We start from the raw sequence: 15,940 nt of genomic DNA, 5'->3' as shown, positions 1-15,940 counted from the left end.
GCGCTCTTGGCGTTGCTTTGTTCGCGTTAGCCTATCCCGCTGAGACAAAGGAGATTACGGCGACTGTCGCCAGCCGATTCGTCCGACGACCGAAATCAAAAGTCAGAAAAATCGCTGCGTAGGTCGCGGCTGCGCGTTGCACCGACGGGTCCTGGGAATGTGACCCCTAAACGGCTAAACGGGTTTTTAATTGAAGCCCCTGAGACCGGGAAAGATCTATAGGCAACCCGTCGAAGGCGCCGCGGTCAGAAAGCTTGTCTTGTGCCCACGGTTGAAAGCTCTCCGATACGATACTCAACGAGGTCATACAAATGTTGCACACCGCGCCGCTCACGTCTCACGCCACTCTTTCACTCGAGGCGGTTAACGACATTTCGGACGCGCTGAAGATACTTCTTGCGGGCGCGTTCGCGCTATATCTTAAGACCAAGAACTTTCATTGGCACATGTCTGGATGCCATTTCCGCGACTATCATTTGATGCTGGATTACCAGAGCGAAAAAATTTTATCCATGACGGATGCCATCGCTGAGCGCGCGCGGAAGATAGGCGGAACAACTATTCGCTCGATCGGGCAGATCTCGAGTCTTCAGCGGGTCGTGGACAACGATGCTGCATACGTTAAGGCGTCTGACATGATCGAGGAACTCCGGAACGATAATGCGGTCCTGACAAAAAACATGCGTGAGATGCATTCGCTATGTGACCAATTCGGTGATGTAGCGACCGCAGGCCTGCTGGAGAACTGGATTGATGAATCCGAGAAGCGTACATGGTTCCTCTTCGAGTGCGGTCGGCCTCTTTAAGGCCACGCATCTGACGCGGTCGAGAAAGATCGAAAGCGCCAGGCCTGCGGTCTGCGCCAGCTCTTAGGTTTCTAGCTTGTGCGCCACGAACGTCGTATAGCCCGAACGCGCGCGCGATGAGGCTGACCATTTCAGTGCGATCCTCGCATCGCAGACTTTTCAATGCGGAGAATCGTCTGCTGTCCAGCCGAAATAATACTAGATCCCGCATACCGGAGAGTTTTGAATGTCGATGAGAAATATTTCGGCAGATAGGCCAGGTACAATTGGCGACCTGCCGATAGAAAATCGAAAATGGGCCGCTGTTGCGATTTTCACCGCCCTCGCGATAGCGTCGCTCGACACGGCGATAGCTAACATCGCTCTCCCCGCTATCGCGGCAGAGCTTCATTCCACCCCAGCCGATGTCATTTGGGTTGTGAACGTTTACCAGATTGCTTTGGTTGCAACGCTGTTGCCGTTCGCCGCGCTGGGCGAGATCGTGGATCACCGCCGAATTTATCTCGCCGGCCTCTTGCTGTTTACCCTGGCGTCGCTGGCCTGTGCCTGCGCCTGGTCGTTGCCGACACTGCTGGCGGCACGCGTACTGCAGGGTCTCGGCGCCAGCGGCATTATGAGTGTGAATACGGCCCTGGTTCGTTTCGTTTATCCGGGGCGCCTGGAGGGCCGAGGTTTCGGATACAATGCACTGGTCGTCGCCGCCGCCTTCACGCTAGGCCCAACGATCGCCTCCGGCATTCTCGCGGTCGGGCCGTGGACCTGGCTGTTTGCAATCAACATCCCCTTTGGCGTTGTTGCGATGTTGGTCGGTCTGAAGACCTTGCCGCGCATGCCGAGAGCGGCTCGCTTCTTCGATTTTGTTGGCGCGTTGCTGGCGGCGGCCTGTCTCGGTCTCTTTACTCTGGGGGTCGGAAGCGCAGCCCACCATGCGCCGCTTCGGCTAATATCGATCGAAATCGTCTCCGCAGTTTTGCTTGGCTGGGTCCTAATCCGTCGACAGGCCGATTTTCCAGCGCCCGTGCTGCCGATCGACCTATTTCGAAGGCCCATTTTCGCGCTGTCCACCGCCACCGCCATCTGCTCGTTTGCGGTCCAGGGCTTGGCTTTCGTCTCCCTGCCATTTTACTTTGAGGACATCCTTCGCAGGTCGCAGGTCGAGACCGGCTTTCTTATGACCCCTTGGCCTCTCGTGGTAGCCATCGTTGCGCCGATCGCGGGACGCCTGTCCGACCGCCATTCCGCTGGAATCCTTGGCGGTCTCGGTCTCGCATTGTTGGGCCTAGGGATGGCGTTATTGGCGATGCTTCCAGCGAGCCCGCATGTCTCGGACATCGTTTGGCGTATGGCGATCTGCGGATCCGGATTTGGCTTTTTTCAGGCGCCGAATATGAAGGCCTTGATGTCCAGCGCACCGGCCGATCGAAGCGGAAGCGCGAGTGGCGTGGTAGCGACGGCGCGACTGACAGGACAGACGACCGGAGCTGCGCTTGCGGCTCTCTGTTTTGGCCTCGTCGGCCGTGAGGGAGCCACGCTCGCATTGGTGCTTGGTGCGACATTCGCCGCGCTGGGATGCGGGGTGAGCATGCTGCGGATGCTCGCTACTCCGCGAGCCGCGCTTATGTCTTGACCTATTTCCGAGACTCTGACGCGACAGGATCTCCCTTGCCTCGGCAATCACCTCCAGAGAGGCTCAAAACCCACCCGGTACACGGTAACGCTTCGATGCAGAATTCATTATTGATTGAGGTGACGCGTGGCGTCGTCGGCCTAGCCGACGGGATGTTCATGCGACGGCACGAACCGAGCGCGTTGTTCTGATCTCCGCAAGAAGATCATCGACACCCGCAAGCGCGAAACTGAGCACGGCTTCGTCGATGGGCTGGCCGTCAGGTACCCGCTCATGCACGCCGCCAATTACGATCTGGGGCCGGAGAACAGTGCGCGCCAGGATCGATGCGAGCGTCTCGTTCATCTGCTGCTGCGCGCGCACACCGCCGGTGAAGGCTGGCGAGGCCGTCATCGTCAGCACCGGCTTGCGCGCGAGCGACGACCGCCCATAAGGACGAGATGCCCAGTCCAGCGCATTCTTCAAAACGCCGGACATGCCATGATTGTATTCAGGTGAAATCATGACAACACCATCGCTAGCCGCGATAGCCAAACGCAGAGCGCGCACCGATTCCGGTGTATGCTCGCCATCGTCATCCTCGTTGTAGAGCGGGATCCCGTTTAGCGGGAAAATGTCAAGCGTGGCGTTGGGCGCGAGCGCATCCCGAAGACCGCCAAGCACCGCCGTGCATTTAGAAGCGCGGCGCAAGCTTCCTGAGAAGCCGAGAAGTCGGAATTGGGTCATCGAGGGCGATTCCAATGGCTGGGATTTTAGGTAACGACCAAGCGGACGTAACGACGACACCGGGTGAGCCCAAGTAAATTCCAGTTTAGAAGTCGGCTTAAAAGACTCTCTCCCGGTCGCTGAGGTTCTCGATGGCAAGCCATCCCCAACGGCTCTCAGCGCATCGTGCTCGTTTCGTTTGGCGGCGTCAGAAGTGCCGTTCGTTCCCCTTCGGAGCCGCGGACGTCGCCAGCGATCGCCGCTTCACCGCGATCGCGTAAAGCCGAGCTCAGTTGGACACTGCTTTTGAATAGGTGCGATCTGGCGAGCGATACGACTTGCTCGCCGGCCAACATACCGAGGAGACCGAGAAGAGCGATCACGGGCGGCGCAGGAGACCGTACTTTAACGAACCCATATATGATTCCGACTCCCAGACCCAAGGCAACCGACTCCAAATAAGGTCGCATCCAACACTCCTTGACCTTCAATATCAGCGCGAGCCCGTCGCCCATCGACCGATCTCCGCAATCGATGGACGATAGCCGCGCTTTCGTCGTCTACAATTTACTAACCCGGCGCAAGCCGCGCGCGCTCAGTCTCCGTGAGGGAGAAAGACGTGCTTGTTTGGGCTTGCACCATTTTCGACGGCTCTATAGGCATCGATCGCTTGATCCAACGACCATCTCTGAACTGTCGATGGTCGCAAAACGCCGTCCTCGAAGCCCACTCGAAGTTTATCCATGATTTTCGCGATCGCGGGACCTGTAAGCTTTACGGTATCGACACCCATCAAGCGCTGAAGATTGTGATAGAAGTCGACCAGGCTAAATTCGACCGGTCCATTACCGACGCTCGTGATTGCCACTTGGCGACCACCGAGTCGAAGCGACTTCAAGCATGTTTCGAACATCGAGCCGCCGACGCCGTCGAATACCAGATCGGCGCCCTTCCCGTTCGTCACAGCTTTCACCTCAAAGGGAAGTTCCTTGGTCTTGGTATTTACAAAATAGTCAACCTCGGAGGGCTTGTCGGAAATGTCCGCCCCGATGACTTTTGCCTTCTTCCAATGCGCAATCTGTGTAGCCGCCCGGCCGACCGCGCCCAGGGCACCGGTAATCAAAACGGTCTCCCCCGCCTGGATATTGGCGGCGTCAACCAGACCTGACCATGCAGCGAGATAAGGAACACCGACAGTCGACGCCTCCTCCATCGAAAGTTTCGCCGGTTTCTCGGAGAGCCCTTCTGAATGGACGACGACATATTGTGCGTGCGTGCCATCGTGCCAAACGCCAAATCCGGCTCCGCTCCCCCAGACTTCCTTGCCCTTCCAACTCTCGCCGGCCACCACCACTCCGGCAAAATCGCGTCCCGGAATGCGAGGCAGAGCCGCTTTGAAGGCACCGGCAACGTTCTTCACATCGCTAGGATTGATGGCTGAGGCATGCACTTCCACTAACGCCTCTCCCGTCTTGAGGTCAGGCACCGGCAATTGCTGGACCGAGAGGACCGATGGTGGGCCATATTTTTCAAAGCGCAGGGCTTTCATGGTCGTCACTTGCTTTCTCCATACAACGTTCCGTACTGGTTTCGTCGACGAGCCCGCGAAGTTCTCTGCCGCGAAAGTACGCGCTGACGCCTGGTAGATGCGGCGTTTTGCTACACTGCCTCGCCACCGTCGAACCAGCATTACAGGCGATCGCCGGCCTTGCGTTGACTTGGTCGCCGGGATCACAGGCGCGGCAAAAAGGGGCCGCAACGCCGCCGTCTACTGCCCCGATCAACAGCCCCGGCAAATCGATCCCATCATCTTGTCGACCTTCGCTTCTTCACGATCGATGGCGGGACTGGTGCCAAGTAAAGGCCCCTTTATTGGATGGCCGAAGCCAGACGATGAAAGGGCCGTGCCCAACGCGTTAGTGCCGGGCGCAGCGGCGCTGCTGCCATAGGCACCCCCACTCATGGACATGTGAGGCGATCCCATTCCGCCGCCCCGGGCAAATACGGAGGTGGTCGAAAGGATAACGCAAAGGCTGACGCATAGAACGGAAAACGTTTTCATGCCGAGACTCCCTCGCCCACGCGAGTAACCCATGTGGCCAATGAAGATTTGCAGTCTTCACCGAGCCCGATATGGAGGACCCATGTTATCGTCAACGCTGCCCGGGTACTCGCCGTCTCCATACAGACCTCCCCACCCAGAATGATAGGTCGGGTAAGCATTGCCGTAACCAAATCTGATTGCATCTTGTGCGGGCGTTCTCTGACGCGCGTAGAGCGCGTGGTATTCGTCTGTTCCGTAGCCCCCACTGCCAGCCATTGCCGGCCCCGCGAGCGTCAGCGAAAGTGCGATTGCACCAGTCAATCTGAGGTTCATCGTAGTTCATTCCTTTTCATCGAGCGAACGGAGCGCAATCGTATCCATTTTGGACGATACCTCGCCGCGATCGAACGCCTGCGCGTTCATCTTGTACAGACGACATAGGAATGCATTTCGCCAACGCTGCTAAATTTTTCGTTAGAAAGATAATTCGTCGTCAGCAGGCGTGGTCGGCTAGCTGAGAGGGCCCATTCGATCCTGCGGTGCACCTCTGTAACTCCGCCTTCAGGGCGATGGCGTGGCCTCCACGGGGGATGAAAACTCGACGCGCGAAAAAAAACTTGGGAATGACTCACATGCTACCAAAGAATGCTCCGAGGGTACTTTAGGATAATTGGCGAGAGCATCGGCCGACTTCATTTCATGGAAACGCGAGCCTTCAAGAGCAAGGCACACATGTCGGTTATCGCGCTTCCGACCAACGAAGATCGTGGAGGCTGAAGACGCACTCACGATCGTATCCACAAACAAAATGGAGATGACCATGCGAAAGACCATTCTCACTTTACTTTTCATTCCGCTAATTGCTGCAGTAACGGTACAAGCGACAGCCGCTTCTGAACGCCACGACACGCGCGCGAAGGATCGCGCGGTAGCAAGCGAGCAACTGCGGAACAGCAATGCATATGCTGCACCCGATGATATTGCGGTGCAGTCAAACCGGTCAGACTATGATGAAGGCGCGATGACTTCGGGGATCGCTGGTCATTGATCTGTGTGTATCGAAGAGGGCCCGGCACTGCCGGTGCCCCTCTCGTACTTAGGCTCAGTAGCCTGCGGCGCGCTCTCGGATGTTTAGTGCTTCGCCCTGCTGCGACCGCAATGTGAGGGCGGCAAGGTTTCGCCGACGGTGTATGCCGGCCTCAATTAGAGTTCACACGATGTGTGTTCGCACTTCGGCTCACTTAACCGCCGATGCCGCGGCAGCGCTTCAAGAACACCACGACGTAGTCGACCTACACCTCATCCTCGGTGTTTCGTCCGACAAGTAGAGCGCTTGAATAATAACCTTCAATTTAGCTCGACTATACCTCAGTTTACTGGTGTCGCCGCTTGGCTGGCGCTAGTTTGAAAGCAGGCAGCCCGCCGCGTTCCTCCCTCGCGTAGCGTAGCATCGCTGCCAAAGCGGACGGCGTCCCGCGGCCTCACCCCTCCCCGCCAAAGGCAGGCTGGCGCCGTCCGCATCTCATCCACTAGTCTGAGCCATACCGCCTTGGGGACACGATACAAGGAAAGGCGTCAGTAGTCGGAGATGGAACTATCAAAACAATCCCGCTGATATCAGGGACTTGCCAACCTATATGCAGAACGGACGACTGCAGTTCGATAAGGTCGAATTCTTCAATCCGGTGCTCGGTACCGAGCTTGCCAGTCACGAAAAACTCGAGCTGCTTTCGCGCGCTCGGACCGACACTAATTTTCCATTAGGCGTTTAACGAAAGGTTTAATGGCGACAGTGCGGCCGTTCCTTATCTAAACATTGTTTGCATCTGAACATGCCAGAGGTCAGGACTGTGCGCCCAAAGAAGCGATCTGCATTGATCAAGCCTTCACTGCTGCTGGAGGTCGCTAGTCACGCGGCGATGGGAATTGCCGTCGGTCTCGGCTTTGCATTCCTCGTAACTCACATCACCGGGTTGGGCATTGCAGCTTTGATCAATTACGCCCCAGCTCCAAATGCCGTGATGCTAATGTTCGTGGGCACATGCGCGATAGCTTTCGGTATCGGAGCGACCCTGACGGGGTTAGCAATCACGTTGACTGAAGACTCCGACACGCCGCGGCGCTAATAACCACCGCAGTTTTTCTTGTTAGAGCTTTTGAAGGGACCGGCTAAAGTTTGTCCATTGGTTGGCGCGAAAGGAATCTGGAGTGGTCTGTACGATTACCTCGTAAGGCTATACGACTTCGCGCTTCGCTTTGCCGCCGCGTGGCGCTGAACCTGTCACCGCTGGCGCAAAGAACGCCCGAAAATGGTGTTCCAGAGAGGTGAATAAATGCCTGCGACCACTGGCGAGTCGCTTCTCTTGGCGGCGAGGCTGCAGCGGCTTCCGACAACCCGCTACACTTGGGCCTTCGTGTTACTGCTCGCGGGTGCGCTTATCGTCGAGGCTTTCGACATTGGCAGCCTGTCCGTCATCCTGCCGATCCTGAAGCCGTTGATGCATCTTAGTGCGATGGAGGTCGGCTTGCTCGCCGCCTCGTCGACGGTAGGCATCACCATCGGCATGATCCCCGCCGGCCTTCTGGCCGATCACTTCGGACGCAAGCCTGTACTGATCGGTGGCGTGCTGTGGTTCTCCGGTCTGACACTGGTCTCGGCGATGGCTCCCGATTTTCGGACCTTGCTGATATTGCGCGGCCTCTCAGGCCTCGGGATGGGAGCGACCTTCATCATGCCGTATGCGCTCCTTGTGGAGCTGGTGTCGTCTCGTACCCGTGCCGCCTTCTCAGGCATCCTGGAATCGGCACTCGGGATCGGCTACGTCACGGTACCGATCCTCGGCCTTGTCGTGCTGCCGAGCTTTGCGCCCGAAATCGCTTGGCGCGTATTTCTGCTGATCGGCGGATTGCCGATCGCCTATGTCTGGGTGTTGTGGAAATACCTTCCGGAATCGCCACGTTGGCTGAGCCGCGCCGGCCGATCGGATGAGGCGGAGCGCATCGTCGCGGCAATCGAGGAGCGGGTCGAGCAGTTGATCGGCGCGCCACTGCCGGAACCCGTCGTCACACGCGAGTTGGAAATGTCCCTCGGCAGCGAGCGCCAGCGGGTGAGCTTGCGCACCGCGCTTGAGGTCTGGCGGCCGCCCTATCTCGTGCGCACGCTCGCGATGACGAGCGGTGCCTTCGGCACCTTCGCCTTGTTCTACGTGGCGGTGAACTACATCCCCTCGCTCTTCGAGGCCAAATCAATCGGTCTCTCGAATGTCTTGATCCTGTCGCTGATAGTCACCAGCTCACAGATCCCAGGCAAGCTACTCAACGGCGTATTATCGGATTTTCTCGGGCGGAAACCGACTTACGCGCTGTTCGCCTCGGCTTCATTGGTCGGTGCTTACTTCTTCGGCCAGTCGTCGGACCCGATCGTGATGATGGGATGGGGTTGCCTATTCCTGTTTGCCGCGTCCGGATCTGCCCCGTCCTACAAGATGTGGTATGCGGAGCAGTACCCGACGCCGATCCGGGCCACCGGCCAGTCGACCTGCGAAAGCATCGGCGGCAAGCTGCTTGGCGGCGTCGTATGGACAGCGGTCTTTCCGGTGCTGGTCGATGCGTTCGGCATCGGCACTACGATGACGCTCATCGCTGTCATAGGCTTGGTCACGTTGCTTGTGGTCATCGTTTTTGCCCCGGAAACCGCCGGCCATTCCGCCGAAGAACTTGAAGGGCAAGCAAGAGGGCCGCGAAATGGATTGATGAACCAGCACGCCCCGGCCCAGGAAAAAATCTGAAAATTCCGCGAAATTAAGGGTTCGATTTTCCGTTGGCTAACCTCTACGATCGCTCATTATGGATCCCGCTGAGACGCCGGTCGCGATCGAATTTGGCCGTTTCCGTGTTTTGCCACACCGCCGCGAGCTCCTCGCCGAGGGCCAGCTGTTGGATCTTGGCGGGCGCGCATTCGACGTTCTGATGGCCTTGATCGAGACGTCAGGGGCTGTCGTCAGCAAAGACGTCCTGATAAACCGCGTCTGGCCGGACCGGATTGTCGAAGAAAACAACCTCCAAGCCCAGATCTCGACGCTACGCAGGGCCTTCGGGGCCGACCGTGACTTGATCCGCACGATCGCCGGGCGCGGCTACCAATTTACCGGCGAGATTCACTCGGTCTCGGCAACGTCCAATGCGGAGGCATCCGCGGGGATGGCTCCACCGACATCCACGCTATCTAGCCCGCCGACAAACCTACCAGAGCCGGTTTCCGAACTGATCGGCCGCGACGTCGAGCTGGACGATATCCTGGAGCTCAGCGCCTCGCATCGCCTTGTCACCCTGGTCGGCGCCGGCGGCATCGGCAAGACCCGGCTCGGTTTTGAGGTCGCACGACATCTGCTGGCGAGATTTGCCAATGGGATTTGGGCCATCGAGCTGGCGCCGCTGTCTGATCCCGAGCTTGTCCCGGTTACCGTAGCTACCACGCTCGGGCTCGAACTCGCTTCGGGCACGGCATCGCCGATAACTGTTGCGAACGCGCTCCGCTCGAAGCGGCTCATGCTGGTGCTCGACAATTGCGAGCATGTGATCGACGCCGCGGCGCGGATGGCCGAGTCGTTGTTGCGCGTCAACCCGGGAGCACGCGTGATCGCCACCAGCCGCGAGCCACTCAGGGCAGAGGGCGAGTGGGTTTACCCGGTGCCGCCGCTCGCTGTCCCCGCAGAAGATAGCCCTGACGACGAGGCCCCGCTTCGCTACGGCGCCGTTCGGCTGTTCGTCGAGCGGGCACGCGCGGCCGCGCCATCCTTTGCGCCTGACCCACGCGCAGCGGCCGCGATCGCCGAAATTTGTCGTCGCCTCGACGGTATCCCGCTGGCAATCGAGCTTGCGGCGGCGCGCGCCGCGGCCCTTGGGATAGAGGGCATTGCGGCCCGGCTCGATGATCGTTTTCGGCTGCTCGCGGGCGGCCATCGCACGGCAATGCCGCGCCATCAGACATTGCGAGCGACGTTCGACTGGAGCTACGAGTTGCTAACCGAACCCGAGCGCGTGGTGCTGCGTCGCTTGGCAGTCTTCGCTGGCGGCTTCAAACTGCTAGCCGCGAGTGCGATAGCGACGGATGAGAAGATTGCGGCGACGGAGGTCGTCGATTGCATTGCGAACCTGGTCGCGAAATCGCTCGTGACCGCGGACGGCGACGGCGAGACGGTAGGTTATCGGCTGCTCGAAACGACCCGTGCTTATTCGCTCGAAAAGCTCGTTCAAGCCGGTGAGTTCGATGCGGTAGCGCGACGCCATGCCAGACGCTATCTGGATCTTCTTGAGAGCGCCGAGGCGGAGACGCGGCCAACCGACGAATGGCTGACAAGCCACGTCCCGAGAATTGACGATTTACGCGCGGCGCTCGACTGGGCAGTTTCGCCGGGTGGCGACGCTTCGATCGGCGTGGCGCTGACTGCCGCCGCGGTCCCCTTGTGGATGCATCTGTCACTAATGGAGGAGTGCAGCGGCCGGGTCGAACGGGCTCTCGCCGCGATCGATGCCGGGACGGGTCGAGACTCGCGCCACGAGATGCGGCTCCGCGCAGCGCTTACGGCATCGCTGATGTATACCAAGGGTGCCGTTTCCGAGGTCGGCACGGCCGGGCAGAAGGCCCTCAAGATTGCGGAGAGCCTTGACGATGCTGAGTACCAGTTGCGCTCGCTTTGGGGCCTGTGGTCCTTTCGCCTCAACTGCGGCGAACAAGTCGCCGCTCTGAGCCTGGCTGAAAGGTTCTATACGCTGGCGGCGAAGCGGTCCGAGCCGAACGATCGACTGACCGGCGAGCGAATGATCGGTACGTCGCAGTATTACCTGGGCGATTTCTCCAGCTCGCGGCGACACCTCGAAAACGTGCTGGCCCATTATGTCACTCCTGCCCGGAAGTGGCACAGCGTTCGCTTTGAAGTCGACCAGCGGGCGGCGGCGCGGGCCTACCTTGCCCGGGTCATGTGGCTGCAGGGATTGCCGGATCAGGCGATGCGGACCGCCGAACGCAGTGTCGCGGACGCGACCAATCACGCAATCTCGCTGGGTCTCGCTCTTGCCATGGCGGCATGCCCCATTGCGCTTCTTACGGGCGATCTGGCTGCGGCGGAACATTACGTGGAAATGCTGCTCGACCATTCGACAAGGCATGCCCTGGCGCGCTGGCGCGCCTTTGGCCGCAGCTATCAGGGAGTGCTCCTTATCCAGCGTGGCGATCTCAGCAACGGATTAAGGCTGCTGCGCGCCGGTTTCGATGAACGAGGCGCCGCCGGGTCCGTCCCACGGTTCTTTACGTTCCGCATGGCAGAGGCCTTGGGCCGTTCCGGGCAGATCGCCGACGGGCTTGCCGCGATCGAGGAGGCGATCGTCAGCTCCGAGCGGAGCGAGGAACGCTGGGCAACTGCCGAGTTTCTGCGCATCAAGGGCGAGCTTCTTCTGTTGCGGGGCGGAGCCGCAGCGACGGCCGAGGCTCACTTCCGGCAGGCGCTCGACTGGGCGCGCCGCCAAGGCGCACTCTCCTGGGAACTGCGCTGCGCTACGAGCCTTGCCCGACTGTGGCGCAACCTGGCTCGAAGCAATGAGGCGGGCGAACTTTTGGCGCCGGTTTATAATCGGTTCAGCGAGGGCTTTGATAGCGCCGATCTCGAAGCGGCAAAGGCGTTGCTCAAGGATCTGTCATAACCAAAAAAGTGCCCGCCACGGCTTCTGCCCCGAAAGCCGTAGCTGTTCCATGCCGCCAGAACCGTTGGGCAATTTGCGAAAGGCAATGGCGCGAACGCCAATTCAAATCATTTCAGGACTTTTCATGCTGCGCTCAAGACAATTCCCGAGACATTTTACGCCGATCAAGTGGATAGTTCGGCCACAAGCCGGGTGACGTCGACCAGTTCAGCCGTGACTGGACCCGACCTGCTACGATTGCGAAGGTCGAAGGCCATGTTGTCGCCGCGCCAGAGTGAATATGTCGACGCGATCTTGCTTGAGAACACCCGGCTTTCCGCCGAGCTTGTCGCGGAACGCCGCGAGCGGAGGAAAGCCGAAGAGGCGCTACGCGCCAGCGAGGCGTCGCTCGACGAGATGCAGCGCATCAGCCAAACTGGGAGCTGGCGTTGGAACGTGCGGACCGGCGCGGTCCAATGGTCAGTGGAGCACTTTCGAATCTTCGGCTTCGATCCGGCTTTCGAGCAGCCCTCCCACGCCAAACACATGCAAAGAATTCACCCGGAGGATCATTTTTCGGTGGAGCGAACGCTCGCCGAAGCTTCGTCAAAAAAGAGCATGTTCAGCCATGAGTATCGCATTGTCTTGCCGGATGGATCGATCAAGCATGTGCAGAGCACGGGTTATCTCGATAAGAACACATCGAGTGACCTCGAATTCGTCGGCACGGTCCTTGACATCACCGAGCGCCGGCACGCCGAGGAGGCGGCAAGGCGCGCGCAGGCGACAATTGCGCGGCTGACACGGCTGTCAACGGTGGGCGAACTCGCAGGATCCATCATTCACGAGGTCATTCAGCCATTGACGGCCATCGTGACGAATGCCGAGGCTTGTCTGAGCTGGCTGGACCGGGACCAGCCCGATCTCGTTAAAGCGCGGAGTACAATCCCCCACGTCGTGCAGGACGGCCAACGCGCCGCTGAGGTGGTCAAGGGACTGAGGGCGCTGGCACAAAGATCCGGCTCGGAAATGACAAAAGTCGATATCAACGATACTATTCGGGAAGTGCTGACGCTTCTTCGCAGCGACCTACAGCGCGGCGGAGTGATGCTTCAAATCGATCTCTCTTCGGATGACATACCGATTCTGGGCGATCGGATTCAATTGCAGCAAGTGCTGCTCAATTTGATTCGAAACGGAATTGAGGCGATGAGCACCATATCCGACCGCCCCCGTGTCCTAAGAATTAGGTCGGAGTTCACGGAAAACGGCGAGGCGCTTGTCGCAGTCGAAGACACTGGCGTCGGTTTGGATCCGGAGTCTGCCGATCGCATCTTTGAACCGCTCGTTACGACGAAACCTGACGGCATGGGCATGGGGCTTTCGATCTGCCGGTCCATCGTCGAGGCCCATAGCGGGCGCCTATGGGCGTCACCGACCCTGGCCCATGGCACGGTCATGCGATTCACGGTGCCGTTGGTAGTGAACGCCCGATCCAGATCCTGATGTTTCTCTCGTCTGGCGACAGCGGGCTATCCGCTTAAGCCGTCTCTTATCTAACGGTTTGCCACGCAGAAATCTGCATGAGCCGCCCGGCGATAAACGCGTGTCTGAGACAGCGATCCACTTCTCAAACAATGCGAACAGCAGCCAAAAATTAAATCCGTTGTTACTTGGAAGCGTCTCAGCAAACTCTATTCTCGTTTTTGCAGGAAATCCACTCTCCGCTATTTCATCGCTGTAGTGGAAGAACTGGCTTTCAGGCGACGGGCGAGGCATCAAACGGCCGTGGCTCAGCCTCAGGTCCGCCAACTGAAAAATAGCAACGAGAACAAACTTCAGCGGTGAACAGATCTTTCCCAACGAACCTCGAGGACGCGCAATGCCCTCCAAAAACGTTGCTGGTCAATTCGCTGATTCACTGGCGGCGGCTGGTGCCAAGCGCATCTACGGAATACCCGGTGGCAGTCTCAACGGTCTGGTGGATGCCATGAAGATCACAGCGCCTTCCCTTCTTCGCCCGCAAGTGGGGTCCCGCTCCGGTTCGAGGACACGGGTGGCCGACTTTCTCGCGCTCATGAAGCCACGCGTGATGTTGCTTGCGGTGTTCACCGCATTCGTCGGGATGATGATTGCGCCGGCACCTCTCGATCCATCATTCGGCTTGCTTGCGATCATCGCAATCGCCCTTGGCGCCGGCGCCGCCGGGGTGCTGAATATGTGGTACGATGCCGACATCGATGCCGTGATGACCCGCACGGCTCGGCGTCCGATTCCTCGCGGCAGGATTTCGCGACAACAAGCGCTCGTGTTCGGACTATTTCTTTCCTGCGGCGCGGTCCTCGTCCTTGGCATGGCGACCAATGTCGCAGCCGCTGGCCTGCTCGCCTTCACGATTTTCTTCTACATCGTCATCTATACCCTGTGGCTGAAACGTCATACGCCGCAGAACATCGTCATCGGTGGCGCCGCCGGAGCGCTTCCGCCAGTAGTTGGCTGGGCAGCCGTCATGGGAAACATCGGCCTCGAGCCGATCGTCCTGTTCCTCATCATCTTCCTGTGGACGCCGCCGCATTTCTGGGCGCTGTCGCTCAATCGCGCCGACGAATACGCCCGTGCGGGCGTACCCATGCTGCCTGTCGTTGCCGGTAGGGCCGCAACTACGCAACAGATCCTCATTTATAGTTTTCTCCTTGTTCCTGCTTCCATGCTGCCATCGGCACTGGGGATTGCTGGTACGCCTTATGCCGCGATTGCTCTTGCCAGCGGAACGATTTTCGTTGTGCTCGCGTGGCAACTTCGGCGGAGCCAGGAAAACGACCGACAAGCCCCTCGGCGCCTGTTCCTGTTTTCCATCTCCTACTTGTTCTTGTTGTTTGCTGCGCTCCTGACAGGCGACGGAAGCATTCAATGGGCGTCGCCCGCCTCATCACGTATTTCGCAGCCAGTCCCTGCGTCGGCTCCGGCCGCAACGTTGCCGGGCGCCGCTCGAACCGCACACTGCTTCACGACTGCCACCGCGGAAGAGGTCTAATATGCGCTACCGTATACTGGCTCTCGCCTTGATCGGCGTCGCACTCGGCGGCTGCTCGGAAGGCGTCCTCAACCCCAAAGGCCCTGTTGCCGCGGCCGAGCGGACGATTTTGTTTAACTCGCTCGGCATCATGCTGGCGATCGTTATTCCGACAATCCTCGCCACGCTTGCCGTCGCTTTCTGGTTTCGAGCATCGAATCGGCGCGCTACATACCTGCCGGACTTTGAGTATTCCGGGCGCCTCGAGCTGCTTGTTTGGTCGATCCCCGCCATGACGGTTCTTCTCGTGGGCGGCGTCGCATGGGTCGGGGCACACGACCTTGATCCTCGCAAGGCGATTAGCTCGACGGCCAGGCCTGTCCCGGTTCAAGTCGTTTCGCTCGACTGGAAATGGCTGTTTATCTATCCGGAGCAAGGAATCGCAAGCGTCAATCATCTGATGGTGCCGGTCGGCGCACCGATCAGCTTTGAGCTGACCTCCTCGACGGTCATGAATAGCTTCTTCGTGCCGCAACTCGGTAGCCAGATCTACACGATGTCCGGAATGGTAACACGCCTCCAGCTGCAGGCCGACCATGCTGGAACCTATCCAGGACTATCAACCATGTTTAGCGGTGATGGATTCTCCGACATGCGCTTCACGGTCGATGCAGTCGAAAGCGACGACTTTGCGCGATGGGTCCGAGGAGCGCACGAAACCGGTCAGGCGCTCGATTCGCAGACTTATGCCGAACTGGCCAAGCCAAGCCAGGCAGTCGTGCCATTCACCTACCGCGCCGTCAGCGCCGATCTGTTCGGCGGCATCGTGAATACCGCATCGGCTGCGGACGATCCGTCGCAACGCATTTGTTCACCGTCGCAGAGAGCAGAACAATGAATCTCCTTGGCAAACTTGATTGGAGCGCGATTCCCTTTCATCAGCCAATCATCATGGGCGCAACGGCGGCCATGGGCCTTGTCGTGGTGGCCGTCATCGGATTCATCACCATGAAGGGCGCGTGGCTCTATCTGTGGCGCGAATGGCTTACTTCGGTCGACCACAAGCG

The 15,940-nt window shown here is 59.1% G+C and carries 12 protein-coding genes; 9 read left to right on the top strand and 3 right to left on the bottom strand.

Translation table 11 applies throughout. The features are described from left to right. The first annotated feature begins 311 nt into the window (after positions 1–311). Both ABSE61_RS18960 and ABSE61_RS18955 read left to right on the top strand, forming a co-directional pair. Positions 312–806 carry a Dps family protein gene (locus ABSE61_RS18960; protein WP_423872660.1) on the top strand — a complete coding sequence of 165 codons (495 nt, stop codon included), beginning with the start codon at positions 312–314 and terminating at the stop codon, positions 804–806. Between the two features lie 232 nt (positions 807–1,038). Beyond that, positions 1,039–2,433: an MFS transporter gene (locus ABSE61_RS18955; RefSeq protein ID WP_423872712.1), complete on the top strand. Its 1,395-nt coding sequence runs from the start codon at positions 1,039–1,041 to the stop codon at positions 2,431–2,433. 156 nt (positions 2,434–2,589) lie between these two features. On the opposite strand, the gene ABSE61_RS18950 is transcribed toward ABSE61_RS18955, so the two are convergent. The 3 genes from ABSE61_RS18950 to ABSE61_RS18940 all read right to left on the bottom strand — a co-directional run bounded on the left by ABSE61_RS18950 (position 2,590) and on the right by ABSE61_RS18940 (position 4,687). Beyond that, positions 2,590–3,159, bottom strand: coding sequence for an NADPH-dependent FMN reductase (locus ABSE61_RS18950; RefSeq protein WP_423872659.1), 570 nt, complete (start codon positions 3,157–3,159; stop codon positions 2,590–2,592). Positions 3,160–3,314: 155 nt separating this feature from the next. Beyond that, on the bottom strand, positions 3,315–3,608 hold the full coding sequence (locus tag ABSE61_RS18945) for a DUF1427 family protein (RefSeq protein WP_423872711.1): 294 nt from the start codon (positions 3,606–3,608) through the stop codon (positions 3,315–3,317). Between the two features lie 125 nt (positions 3,609–3,733). Further along, positions 3,734–4,687: a quinone oxidoreductase family protein gene (locus ABSE61_RS18940; protein WP_423872710.1), complete on the bottom strand. Its 954-nt coding sequence runs from the start codon at positions 4,685–4,687 to the stop codon at positions 3,734–3,736. Positions 4,688–6,002: 1,315 nt separating this feature from the next. On the opposite strand from ABSE61_RS18940, the gene ABSE61_RS18935 reads away from it, so the two are divergent. The 7 genes from ABSE61_RS18935 (at position 6,003) to cyoA (ending at position 15,771) form a co-directional block, all read left to right on the top strand. Then, positions 6,003–6,230, top strand: coding sequence for a hypothetical protein (locus tag ABSE61_RS18935; RefSeq protein ID WP_423872658.1), 228 nt, complete (start codon positions 6,003–6,005; stop codon positions 6,228–6,230). Between the two features lie 826 nt (positions 6,231–7,056). Further along, positions 7,057–7,308: a hypothetical protein gene (locus ABSE61_RS18930; protein WP_423872657.1), complete on the top strand. Its 252-nt coding sequence runs from the start codon at positions 7,057–7,059 to the stop codon at positions 7,306–7,308. A gap of 207 nt (positions 7,309–7,515) precedes the next feature. Then, on the top strand, positions 7,516–8,970 hold the full coding sequence (locus ABSE61_RS18925; protein ID WP_423872656.1) for an MFS transporter: 1,455 nt from the start codon (positions 7,516–7,518) through the stop codon (positions 8,968–8,970). Between the two features lie 58 nt (positions 8,971–9,028). Beyond that, complete coding sequence (locus ABSE61_RS18920) at positions 9,029–11,881, top strand: ATP-binding protein (protein WP_423872655.1); 2,853 nt, start codon at positions 9,029–9,031, stop codon at positions 11,879–11,881. A 396-nt stretch (positions 11,882–12,277) separates the two neighbouring features. Further along, positions 12,278–13,366 carry a sensor histidine kinase gene (locus tag ABSE61_RS18915; RefSeq protein ID WP_423872654.1) on the top strand — a complete coding sequence of 363 codons (1,089 nt, stop codon included), beginning with the start codon at positions 12,278–12,280 and terminating at the stop codon, positions 13,364–13,366. 484 nt (positions 13,367–13,850) lie between these two features. Next, positions 13,851–14,894 (top strand): heme o synthase, encoded by a 1,044-nt coding sequence (locus ABSE61_RS18910; protein WP_423872709.1) that lies wholly within the window; start codon positions 13,851–13,853, stop codon positions 14,892–14,894. A gap of 28 nt (positions 14,895–14,922) precedes the next feature. Next, complete coding sequence (gene cyoA / locus ABSE61_RS18905) at positions 14,923–15,771, top strand: ubiquinol oxidase subunit II (protein ID WP_423872653.1); 849 nt, start codon at positions 14,923–14,925, stop codon at positions 15,769–15,771. The last annotated feature ends 169 nt before the right edge of the window (positions 15,772–15,940 follow it).

It is taken from the genome of Bradyrhizobium sp. (assembly GCF_049519115.1).
In the GTDB taxonomy this organism is placed as follows: Bacteria; Pseudomonadota; Alphaproteobacteria; order Rhizobiales; family Xanthobacteraceae; genus Bradyrhizobium.
This window is presented reverse-complemented; position numbering and strand designations above follow the sequence as displayed.

Coding starts and splice junctions, on each gene's coding strand:
- ABSE61_RS18960 (WP_423872660.1), top strand. CDS start 312: ATGTTGCACACCGCGCCGCTCACGTCTCACGCCACTCTTTCACTCGAG.
- ABSE61_RS18955 (WP_423872712.1), top strand. CDS start 1,039: ATGAGAAATATTTCGGCAGATAGGCCAGGTACAATTGGCGACCTGCCG.
- ABSE61_RS18950 (WP_423872659.1), bottom strand. CDS start 3,159: ATGACCCAATTCCGACTTCTCGGCTTCTCAGGAAGCTTGCGCCGCGCT.
- ABSE61_RS18945 (WP_423872711.1), bottom strand. CDS start 3,608: ATGCGACCTTATTTGGAGTCGGTTGCCTTGGGTCTGGGAGTCGGAATC.
- ABSE61_RS18940 (WP_423872710.1), bottom strand. CDS start 4,687: ATGAAAGCCCTGCGCTTTGAAAAATATGGCCCACCATCGGTCCTCTCG.
- ABSE61_RS18935 (WP_423872658.1), top strand. CDS start 6,003: ATGCGAAAGACCATTCTCACTTTACTTTTCATTCCGCTAATTGCTGCA.
- ABSE61_RS18925 (WP_423872656.1), top strand. CDS start 7,516: ATGCCTGCGACCACTGGCGAGTCGCTTCTCTTGGCGGCGAGGCTGCAG.
- ABSE61_RS18920 (WP_423872655.1), top strand. CDS start 9,029: ATGGATCCCGCTGAGACGCCGGTCGCGATCGAATTTGGCCGTTTCCGT.
- ABSE61_RS18915 (WP_423872654.1), top strand. CDS start 12,278: ATGCAGCGCATCAGCCAAACTGGGAGCTGGCGTTGGAACGTGCGGACC.
- ABSE61_RS18910 (WP_423872709.1), top strand. CDS start 13,851: ATGAAGATCACAGCGCCTTCCCTTCTTCGCCCGCAAGTGGGGTCCCGC.